General features: G+C 60.9%; 10 protein-coding genes. 9 read left to right on the forward strand and 1 reads right to left on the reverse strand.

Translation table 11 applies throughout. The features are described from left to right. The first annotated feature begins 68 nt into the window (after positions 1–68). The 6 genes from CO667_RS26300 (at position 69) to CO667_RS26325 (ending at position 6,890) form a co-directional block, all read left to right on the forward strand. Positions 69–383: a hypothetical protein gene (locus CO667_RS26300; protein WP_097621216.1), complete on the forward strand. Its 315-nt coding sequence runs from the start codon at positions 69–71 to the stop codon at positions 381–383. 177 nt (positions 384–560) lie between these two features. Then, entirely contained in the window at positions 561–740 is a 180-nt protein-coding gene (locus CO667_RS26305; RefSeq protein ID WP_097621217.1) for a hypothetical protein, read from the forward strand. Between the two features lie 474 nt (positions 741–1,214). Continuing rightward, positions 1,215–3,089 carry a potassium/proton antiporter gene (locus CO667_RS26310; protein ID WP_097621218.1) on the forward strand — a complete coding sequence of 625 codons (1,875 nt, stop codon included), beginning with the start codon at positions 1,215–1,217 and terminating at the stop codon, positions 3,087–3,089. Between the two features lie 70 nt (positions 3,090–3,159). After that, entirely contained in the window at positions 3,160–4,362 is a 1,203-nt protein-coding gene (locus CO667_RS26315; protein WP_179874221.1) for a phosphoglycerate kinase, read from the forward strand. Positions 4,363–4,588: 226 nt separating this feature from the next. Continuing rightward, positions 4,589–5,614 (forward strand): class I fructose-bisphosphate aldolase, encoded by a 1,026-nt coding sequence (locus CO667_RS26320; RefSeq protein ID WP_097621220.1) that lies wholly within the window; start codon positions 4,589–4,591, stop codon positions 5,612–5,614. A gap of 352 nt (positions 5,615–5,966) precedes the next feature. Further along, positions 5,967–6,890: a PhzF family phenazine biosynthesis protein gene (locus CO667_RS26325; RefSeq protein ID WP_097621221.1), complete on the forward strand. Its 924-nt coding sequence runs from the start codon at positions 5,967–5,969 to the stop codon at positions 6,888–6,890. A gap of 28 nt (positions 6,891–6,918) precedes the next feature. Here CO667_RS26325 and CO667_RS35490 read toward each other — a convergent pair whose 3' ends face one another. Further along, the gene (locus CO667_RS35490; RefSeq protein ID WP_097621222.1) at positions 6,919–7,083 is read right to left on the reverse strand and encodes a hypothetical protein; all 165 of its coding nucleotides are present in this window, start codon (positions 7,081–7,083) and stop codon (positions 6,919–6,921) included. Between the two features lie 174 nt (positions 7,084–7,257). Here CO667_RS35490 and CO667_RS26335 point away from each other — a divergent pair, with 174 nt between their 5' ends. The 3 genes from CO667_RS26335 (at position 7,258) to CO667_RS26345 (ending at position 9,733) form a co-directional block, all read left to right on the forward strand. Continuing rightward, positions 7,258–8,556 carry an MFS transporter gene (locus tag CO667_RS26335; RefSeq protein WP_097621223.1) on the forward strand — a complete coding sequence of 433 codons (1,299 nt, stop codon included), beginning with the start codon at positions 7,258–7,260 and terminating at the stop codon, positions 8,554–8,556. Between the two features lie 77 nt (positions 8,557–8,633). Further along, positions 8,634–8,825, forward strand: coding sequence for a DUF1192 domain-containing protein (locus CO667_RS26340; protein WP_097621224.1), 192 nt, complete (start codon positions 8,634–8,636; stop codon positions 8,823–8,825). 392 nt (positions 8,826–9,217) lie between these two features. Continuing rightward, positions 9,218–9,733 (forward strand): DUF1465 family protein, encoded by a 516-nt coding sequence (locus CO667_RS26345; RefSeq protein WP_097621225.1) that lies wholly within the window; start codon positions 9,218–9,220, stop codon positions 9,731–9,733. The last annotated feature ends 166 nt before the right edge of the window (positions 9,734–9,899 follow it).

Below are 9,899 nucleotides of genomic sequence, written 5' to 3' on the forward strand. Positions count from 1 at the left end.
AGTCGGCGACGGCGTCATCGATAACCCCTGCAGCCGCATCGTCGTCTGGGGGAGATAAAGAGAGATGGATGGATTACTTTACCGTTGAAATCGCCGGCCGTGCCGTTGCCAGCTTTCGCTCGGAAAATGCCGAGGAAGCGACGCATTTCTTCGAGGCGGAAGACTTTCGCGACGATCTGACCATTCTGGAATCCGAAGGCAAGCCCCTCTGGGACCGCAAGGCGACCCTGAGTTTGCGCAAGGCGACCGCCGAGGAAGCAAGCGAAGTCGAGCACGCCTATGAATTCGACGACGATCCCGAACGGACGATCGAGGACGAATTCGTCGTTTTCCTGGTCCCGGTCGCGGATCTGACCGACGAGGGCGACGACACGGAAGACTGACCGGCGATCCGCATCTTTTTCCGGTTTTCGCCACATCGAAGCGACGCGTTCGATGTGGCGTTGCCGCTTGCAGAATAGGATGTTGCCTCATGGATTGGCCATCCGCTGGCCAGGCGTGATAGATTGAGGAAATGAGCAGCACGGCACAATGGCTGACATGATCCAAGGAGGTGATAAATGGCAGAGGCACAAAAACGCTTGTCCCACACCACCCTCAAGCGGCGGCAGCGGTTTCACCCCAAGCGGGACGTCAGACCTGCCGTTCTGGCAAAGGCTAATCGTCTGGTCATCTGGGTTGCCGCGTTCATCAGCCTCTCGTTTCTCGCCATCGTCATACTTCAGGCCGTGTTGAGATAGCAGAGCAACAGCCGGCCGCTTCTGAAAATCTACAGCTGGTTGCGCGCGGCGGCCGGATTTCCTACCCGAGAAAAATCTCGGCGTTCATTTCAGCGCTCCTGCATCCCGCCCTCCAATCCATTCCTAGTCATTGGACAGGGCAAACGGGCCGCGTGAACGCAGGAGCCTGTCTTATCCTGCTGCCGTTTGCAGATGTCGGCAGGAAAAATTCGTGCCTATCTCTTTTGCCCTGCTCTCGCCTGATTTTCCTATACATTCTTTATAGAGAGTTTCTCCCGTAGCATTCCACGTCGGCTGGCCGTCCGGCAGCCGTTCAGCAGCATGATGCAGCATCGCGACGAGGTTAAGCCGCAAGGCCTACCCTTCTCTGGCGTTTTGCCGTTTACTGATGGACCGCCGCGGGTGAGGGAGAGTTTGGAAGTAAGGCGGATCGGCCCGGGGTGGCCGCCAAGCAGTCGTTGGAAAGGGGTGGGCATGGAAGCGTTCTATATCGTGGTGCTGGTTTCGACGGCGCTCGTGCTTCTTGCCGCTTTTTCGAGCCTGCTCGCCTTCCGCTTCGGCGCCCCCCTGCTACTGCTCTTCCTGATGATCGGCCTTGCCGCCGGTGTCGACGGCCTCGGCATCGAGTTCAGCAACAATTACCTCGCCTATATTCTCGGCTCCATCGCGCTGGCCGTCATCCTGTTTGATTCCGGCTTCGGCACGCCGATGCAGGCCTTTCGGCTGGCGGCCGTACCCTCGCTGGCGCTCGCCTCGGTCGGCGTGCTGATCACCGCCTCGCTCTTTGCCTTCGCCGCCATGTGGCTTTTGAATTTCACCTGGCTGGAAGGCCTGCTGCTCGGCTCGATCGTCGCATCGACGGATGCCGCCGCCGTCTTCTTCCTGCTGCGCATCGGCGGCATCAACATCCGCGACAAGGTGCGCTCGACGCTGGAGGTCGAATCCGGCACCAACGATCCGATGGCGATCTTCCTCACCATCGCTCTTGTCGAGGTGCTGGCGAGCGGCGAGCGGTATGCCGGCATCAATATCGGTATGCTCGCCATGTTCGTGCAGCAGATGGGCCTCGGCGTCATTCTCGGCCTGCTCGGCGGCATGATGATCGTGCTGATCGTCAGCAAGCTCGATACCGATCGCGGCCTGACGCCGATCTTCGTGCTGGCGCTTGCCCTTCTCGTCTTCTCTTTCACCGGTGCTGTCGGCGGCAGCGGCTTCCTTGCCGTCTATGTCGCCGGTATCTACGCCGGAAACCGCAAGATGCAGGCGATCGGCACCATCAAGCGCTTCCAGGACGGCATGACCTGGCTCGCGCAGATCATCATGTTCCTGGTGCTTGGCCTGCTCGCCACGCCGTCGCAATTCCCGGCTATCATCGTCCCGGCCATTCTGCTTGCCCTCTTTCTGATCTTCATCGCCCGACCCTTGGCAGTCTGGCTGTCGCTGCTTCCCTTCGATTACACGCAGCAGGAGATCGGCTTCGTCGCCTGGGTCGGTCTGCGCGGCGCCGTCTCCATCCTGCTTGCCATCATGCCGATCCTCGGCGGGCTCCCGAACGGCCAGATCTATTTCAACACCGCTTTCATCATCGTGCTGGTCTCCCTGCTCCTCCAGGGTTGGACCATCAAGCCCGTCGCCAAGAAGCTCGGCCTGATCATTCCGCCGCGCATTGGCGCCGTCGACAAGGTCGAGGTCGACCTGCCGGGTGCGGCCAACCACGAGCTGCTCTCCTACCGCGTCATCAAGGATAGCCCGGTGCTGCGCGGCGAGCGCATTCCGCGCTGGGCGACACCCTCGCTCGTCATCCGCGACGGCAAATCGATGCGCTACCAATATGCCGGGCGGCTGCGCGAGCACGATCTCGTCTATCTCTTCATCGTCCCGAGTTACTCTCGCCTGCTCGACCGACTCTTCGCCAGCCGTGCGCCGGTCGATGACGACGATGCCGAATTCTTCGGGGCCTTCGCGCTCTCCCCCGCCCGCCCCGCCGCCGATCTCGACGCCGCCTATGGCCCCGGCCTGCTCAATGAATCCGAAAGGGGCCTGACGATCGCCGAGCTGATGCGGCAGCGCCTTGGCGGCAAGGCCGATTATGCCGACCGCGTCCGCCTCGGATCGATCATCCTCATCGTTCGCGATCTCGACGAGCACGACCACATCACCTCCGTCGGCATGTCGCTCGAAGCAGTCGAACCGGCAATTACGCTGCCGATCTTCCTCAATCTCAAGGACATCATCCAGCGCATCCGCGACCGGCTGAACGGGCGTCGGAACCGCGAAACCAAAGCCTCCGAAGCCGCCCCGAAAGCCCCGGCCGGACACGAGGAAGGCACACGCGAAAACGGCCGCTGAACGCCTTGCGTCTCGAATGATCCTTGCTATGGTCGGCGCAACTTCCGCCAACCAAGACTGGATCTGCCCCATGCCTTCTTTCAAAACCCTCGACGATCTCACCGACATCCGCGGCAAGCGCGTTCTCGTCCGCGTCGACCTCAACGTGCCCGTGAAGGACGGCAAGGTCACCGATACGACGCGCATCGAGCGTGTGGCGCCGACGATCCTCGAATTGTCCAATAAGGGCGCCAAGGTCATCCTGCTGGCCCATTTCGGCCGGCCGAAGGACGGCCCCTCGCCCGATCTGTCGCTGTCGCTGATCGCCCCTGATGTCGAGAAAGTGCTTGACCATGCCGTGCTGACGGCCTCCGATAGCATCGGCGAGGCCGCCGCCTCCGCCGTCGCGGCGATGAAGGACGGCGATATCCTGCTCCTGGAAAACACCCGCTTCCACAAAGGCGAGGAAAAGAACGACCCCGACTTCACCAAGGCGCTTGCCGCCAACGGCGATATCTATGTCAACGACGCCTTCTCCGCCGCCCACCGCGCCCATGCCTCGACCGAGGGCCTTGCCCACCACCTGCCGGCCTATGCCGGCCGCACCATGCAGGCCGAGCTGGAGGCGCTGGAAAAGGGCCTCGGCGATCCCGCCCGCCCTGTTGTCGCGATCGTCGGCGGCGCCAAGGTCTCGACCAAGATCGACCTCCTGATGAACCTCGTGAAGAAGGTCGATGCGCTCGTCATCGGCGGCGGCATGGCCAATACCTTCATCGCCGCCCGCGGCACCAATGTCGGCAAGTCGCTCTGCGAGCATGATCTCGCCGAAACCGCCAAGCAGATCATGATCGAGGCCGCGACATCAGGCTGCGCCATCATCCTGCCGGAAGACGGCGTGATTGCCCGCGAATTCAAGGCGGGTGCCGCCAACGAGACGGTCGATATCAACGCCATTCCGGCCGATGCCATGGTGCTCGACGTCGGCACGAAATCCGTCGAAGCCATCAACACCTGGATCGAACGCGCGGCAACCCTCGTCTGGAACGGCCCGCTTGGCGCCTTCGAGATCGAGCCCTTCGATGCCGCAACCGTCGCTGCCGCGAAATACGCCGCCGGACGCACCACGGCCGGCAAGCTCACCTCCGTTGCGGGTGGCGGCGACACCGTCTCTGCCCTGAACCATGCCGGCGTCGCCGACGATTTCACCTATGTCTCCACAGCCGGCGGCGCCTTCCTCGAATGGATGGAAGGCAAGGAGCTTCCCGGCGTCGCCGTTCTCAATGCAAGCAGATAATCGCTAGAGCCTGATTTGACAGGTTTTACATGTGGATAGACCGCGGAGGCCAAGCGCTTTTCGCGGTCTTTTGCTCAAGAGCCGGAAAAAATCCCACATTTTCAAACGATTGAATTGATTTCAATCGTTTCAATGACTTAGGCTTCCATTTTCCTCTCTATAAACTTCTGTTATCGCCGTCCTATATTCTTAAATCGCCGATGTTTAATGCAGTGGAGAGAACGAGATGAGTGAACGACTGGAAGACATTGCAGTGCAGATGGTTACGGGCGGCCGGGGACTGCTTGCAGCCGATGAATCGACCTCCACCATCAAGAAGCGTTTCGACACGATCAATCTCGAATCGACCGAAGCGAGCCGTCGCGATTATCGCGAAATGCTCTTCCGCTCCGACGAGGCGATGAAGAAATATATCTCCGGCGTCATCCTCTATGAAGAGACCCTGTTCCAAAAGGCCGCGGACGGCACGCCTTTCGTCGATATCATCCGCGCCGCCGGCTCCATTCCCGGCATCAAGGTCGATACCGGTGCCAAGCCGATGGCCAAATACCCCGGCGAAACCATCACCGAAGGCCTCGATGGTCTCGCCGAGCGCCTCGCCCGCTATTATGAAGCCGGCGCCCGCTTCGCCAAGTGGCGCGGCGTCATCGCCATCTCCTCGTCGCTGCCGACCCGCGGTTCCGTCCGCGCCAACGCTCAGGCGCTGGCCCGTTATGCCGCACTCTGCCAGGAGGCCAAGATCGTTCCGATCGTCGAGCCGGAATGCCTGATGGACGGCAAGCCGGGCGACCACAATATCGACCGCTGCGCCGAAGTCACCGAATCCACGCTGCGCATCGTTTTTGAAGAACTCGCCGATGCCCGCGTCAGCCTCGAAGGCATGATTCTGAAGCCGAACATGGTCATCGACGGCAAGAACGCCCGCAAGGCCTCGGTCGGCGAAGTCGCCGAACGCACCGTGCAGGTGCTAAAGCGCACGGTTCCGTCGGCGGTTCCCGGCATCGCCTTCCTCTCCGGCGGCCAGTCGACCGAAGAGGCGAGTGCGCATCTTTCCGCCATCAATGCCACAGCCGACCTGCCCTGGTTCGTTACCTTCTCCTACGGCCGCGCCCTGCAGGACAGCGCGCTCAAGGCCTGGAACGGCAAACCGGAAAACGTCGCCGCCGGCCAGCGCGAATTCACCCACCGCGCCGAGATGAACAGCCTCGCCGCCAAAGGCAGCTGGAAGAAGGACCTGGAAAAGGCAGCTTGAGTTACCTCTGAGCATCAGCCCGGGCCGTAACCACAGCGTTGCGGCCCCTAGCCAATCCCTTTGCCTCCCTCATTCCTGTGCTCGTCACAGGAATCCAGTGCGCCCAAGTCCTTGGGCGCGGAAAACTTTTCCCCTTGAGATATGACTCATTCACGGCGCAGACGCGCCGTGGCTGGATTCCTGTGACAAGCACAGGAATGAGGGAGTTCGAACCAATGCGCTCCTCCTCCAACGAACCGGTTGAGAACGTCTCGCAGAGACCGCTCCCCATCATTGTCACGGCGACAAGAAACCGCTTCGTCCCGTCAAAGTCCGTGATTATTCATAGCGGCCCGCCACAACAGGAGCCGCGATGAACACCCTCTCCTACGTCACCGTTGATGTCTTCACCTCCACCCGCTTCGAGGGCAACCCGCTTGCCGTCATTTCCGATGCGCGCGGTCTCAGCGATGAGGCGATGCAGAAGATCGCCACCGAATTCAACTATTCCGAAGTCACCTTCGTCCTGCCGCCTGATGACCCGGAGAACTCCGCCCGTGTGCGTATCTTCACCCCGACGATGGAAATCCCCTTCGCCGGCCATCCGAATGTCGGCACCGCCTATGTGCTCGGCCAGCAGGCGGAAATCTTCGGCAAGCCGGTCGGCGATACGCTGCGCTTCGAAGAAGAAGCCGGCATCGTCGAAGTCGACCTGAGACGCAGCGGCGGAAAGATCGCGGCCACGGCCATCCGCGCGCCGCAGCGGCTGACGATCGGTGAGACCATTGGCGAGGAAACCATCGCCGGCTGCATCACGCTCGAACCCGGCGCCATCGTCGCAACCAGCCATGCCCCGGTCTTTGCCTCCGTCGGTCTGAACTTCGCCATTGCCGAATTGAGCGGGCTTGAAGCGCTGGCCGCCGCCCGTCCGAACCTTGCCGGGTTCCAGGCGGCTGCCGGCCACCAGACGACGAGCGGCCACGACTTCTCGCTCTTCGTTTATGCCAGAACAGCTGAAAATCCATGGACCATCCGCGCCCGCATGTTCGCGCCGCTCGACAACGTACCCGAGGATCCGGCAACCGGCAGCGCTTCGGCCGCTCTCGGCGCCTATCTCGTCTCGCTTGCACCAGACGCCGATATGAAGGTCCGCATCACCATTGAACAGGGCGTCGAAATGGGTCGCCGCAGTATCATCGCCCTCGATGTCGTGAAATCGGGCGGGATCGTTACCGATGTCGTCATCTCGGGAAGCTGCATTTCCGTCATGCGAGGCGAGATCATCCTGCGGGACTGACGGCCACATCGAGGCTTGAATCCGAGGCCTACATCAGGAAGTCGCGCAAGAGCAGGTCCAGTGCCCAGACACCAAAAGCGATCAGCGCGATCCTCCAGAAATCCATCCGCCGCCTGAGGCCGGGAAGCCCGAGCGGCTTGATCAGCTGTATCGCCATGGCAAGGATGAGCAGCAAGGCTATCAGCTTTGTCATGCTTTATTTTTTCCGTTTTTCGGAATGTCACAGGACGGACATTTTTCCGCGCGAACAAGAGAATCTCGACACGCCGTAAAGACATTCCGGGGCACAATCAATCATCTTGGGGCTGGGCTGACGCAGGTCGTGCCTTATGTCCATTGCAAATCGCTGAAGACCGAGTCTGGGGAAATGAAGAGAAATCTGCTGTCCGTCGCCGCGCTGCTGTTTGGCACGCTCTTCCTTTTCATGGGTAATGGCCTCCAGGGTATCCTGCTTCCCGTGCGCGGCAATCTCGAAGGTTACGCCACGACGACGCTCGGCCTGCTCGGCACGTCATGGGCCGGGGGCTTCGTCATCGGCTGCCTGGTGGCGCCGAAACTGGTGCGCCGCGTCGGCCATGTCAGAGCCTTTTCCGGCTTCATCTCGATCATCGCCATCATCGCGCTGGTCAGCGGTATCATCATCGATCCGATCTGGTGGGTGGTCCTGCGCGCCGTTACCGGTTTCTCCACCGCCGGCACCTCGATGATCATCGAAAGCTGGCTGAACGAGCGCGCCAGCAACGAGAGCCGCGGCATGATCTTCTCGCTCTATATCGGCATCACCCTGCTCGGCGTGGTCGGCGGCCAGATGATGATCCCGCTCGAGGATGTGCGCACGCCGGTGCTGTTTATGATCTGCGGCATCTTCTATTGCATCGCCATGCTGCCGACGACGCTGTCGACCGCCGCTTCGCCGCAGCCGCTGAAGGCGGTGCGCCTCGACCTGCCGGCGCTCTATCGCAACTCTCCGGTCTCCTGCCTCGGCATTCTGCTCGTCGGCATCGCCAACGGCGCCTATGGCACGCTCGCCCCTGTATTCGGCGCCGGCGCCGGCCTCTCCGACACCAGCATCGCCATCATGATGAGCTCCACCATTTTCGCCGGCGCCATGATGCAGCTGCCGGCCGGCCGCCTTTCCGATCGCATCGACCGGCGCTACGTGCTCGCCGCCATGTCCGGGGTCGCCGCCCTTGCCGGCCTGTTGATCTTTTTGCTGCACCCGACGTCGCCCGCCTTGCTGATCGGGCTCGTCGTCCTTTACGGCGCCGTGGCCAACACGCTCTATCCCATCGCCGTCGCCCACGCGAACGACTTCGCGGCATCGGAGGATTTCGTCAAGGTCTCCGGCGGCCTGCTGCTGCTCTACGGCATCGGCACGGTGATCGGCCCGACGATCGGCGGCCCCGTCATGTCGGTGATCACCCCGCATGCGCTTTTCCTCGTCACCGCCGTCGCCCACGTGCTGATCACGGGTTACGCTATCATCAGGAGCCGCATCCGCGCCGCCGTCCCGGCCAGCGACCGCGACGCCTATACGACGATCCCGACCGGCACCTCGCCGATGCTGACTCCGGAAAGCATGTCGCTTGCCGATCGCGGCACCGGCAAAACTCCTGAAACCGGGAAGTCTCCCGAAAGCGGTGATCCTGCTGTAAAGTTCGGCTGAGCAATTTCACGAAAATGCGCAGCGGTTTGCGTCCGGAATTGCTTTAAAGCGATAGAGCAGCAAACGGAGGACGAACCATGAGCTTCATCGACGACGACCGGCCGCAGAAAAAGGTCGCCCACGAGATCGGCGCCGATCTCTCCATGCTTTCGGTGGACGAGCTGAAGGCGCGAGTCGAATTGCTGAAGACGGAGATCGACCGTCTCGAAGCCGAGGCCGCTCGCAAGGCCTCCGGGCGGCAGGCGGCGGAAAACTTCTTCCGCTCGTGATCTGCGAAAAACTCCTGAAAACAAGGCTATAGGCTTGCAAAATGAGCCAGCCTCAAGTCTTAATCCGGCACAATGTTAATAGAATATTAAGCTTTATAAGATATTACTGTACTCATCCAGATTTTCTCTGGATTTCAGACAGTTTTCCAAGCGGTGAATTGGTCTGATTTTTCTCCCTGTTTTACCTTGAGAGCCGCTTTTGCGGCTCTTCTTTTTCCTATGGCCGGCGCACTTCCACGAAACTGTGGAGATTAACCCTTTCTTAAGAAACGGCTTGCGCATTTGGGCTAATGATACCATCTTAAAGTCATAGAGATCGGCACAGGAAACTTTTCCGTCTGCGCCGGCGTTACCTGAATATAAAGTAGCTGCGTGCAACAGGGACTATTGCGATGTCGGAAGTTGGATTGAACACGATCAGTTTTGCAGGCCGCGCTGCTGCATCCTCGCAGTTCAAGGCACTCTATGGCGAAGGCATGTCGCTGGTCGAAGAGACTGCCGCCTATCTCGATGGCCAGGGCCGCGCCGCCTCCAAGGTTCTGCCGCGCATGGCCTCGGTTCTCTACGCCGCAGAATCGATGCGTCTCACCACCCGCCTGATGCAGATGGCCTCCTGGCTGCTGCTGCAGCGCGCCGTCAACAATGGTGAAATGTCCCGCGACCAGGTACTGGCCGAGAAAAACAAGGTCCGCCTCGACGGCTTCAACGTCGATCGCGCCGCACCCGGCTGGGGCGACCTGCCGGAATCCTTCCGCGACCTCGTCGAGCGCTCGCTGCGTCTGCAGAACCGCATTGCTTTGCTCGACCGCGAGATCTACCGCCCGTCCGAAGCCGTGATCGTTCATGATAATCAGAACAGCGTCCAGGCCCAGCTTTCCCTGCTGCAGACCGCCTTCGGCAACAACTGACCGCATCGCGAGAATTCGATACAGACCGGCTGCTCCCCGCGCAGCCGGTTTTTTGTTGCTGCCAAACACTGACGTTCTCAGCCAGCATAGATCGGGTAGGAGGGAGCCTTACGGCGCCCCTCCTCCCACACCACCGTGCGTACGGTTCCGTACACGGCGGTTCATC

Source organism: Rhizobium sp. L43 (assembly GCF_002531725.1).
GTDB lineage: Bacteria > Pseudomonadota > Alphaproteobacteria > Rhizobiales > Rhizobiaceae > Rhizobium.

Coding starts and splice junctions, on each gene's coding strand:
- CO667_RS26345 (WP_097621225.1), top strand. CDS start 9,218: ATGTCGGAAGTTGGATTGAACACGATCAGTTTTGCAGGCCGCGCTGCT.
- CO667_RS26305 (WP_097621217.1), top strand. CDS start 561: ATGGCAGAGGCACAAAAACGCTTGTCCCACACCACCCTCAAGCGGCGG.
- CO667_RS26325 (WP_097621221.1), top strand. CDS start 5,967: ATGAACACCCTCTCCTACGTCACCGTTGATGTCTTCACCTCCACCCGC.
- CO667_RS35490 (WP_097621222.1), bottom strand. CDS start 7,083: ATGACAAAGCTGATAGCCTTGCTGCTCATCCTTGCCATGGCGATACAG.
- CO667_RS26340 (WP_097621224.1), top strand. CDS start 8,634: ATGAGCTTCATCGACGACGACCGGCCGCAGAAAAAGGTCGCCCACGAG.
- CO667_RS26320 (WP_097621220.1), top strand. CDS start 4,589: ATGAGTGAACGACTGGAAGACATTGCAGTGCAGATGGTTACGGGCGGC.
- CO667_RS26310 (WP_097621218.1), top strand. CDS start 1,215: ATGGAAGCGTTCTATATCGTGGTGCTGGTTTCGACGGCGCTCGTGCTT.
- CO667_RS26315 (WP_179874221.1), top strand. CDS start 3,160: ATGCCTTCTTTCAAAACCCTCGACGATCTCACCGACATCCGCGGCAAG.
- CO667_RS26335 (WP_097621223.1), top strand. CDS start 7,258: ATGAAGAGAAATCTGCTGTCCGTCGCCGCGCTGCTGTTTGGCACGCTC.
- CO667_RS26300 (WP_097621216.1), top strand. CDS start 69: ATGGATTACTTTACCGTTGAAATCGCCGGCCGTGCCGTTGCCAGCTTT.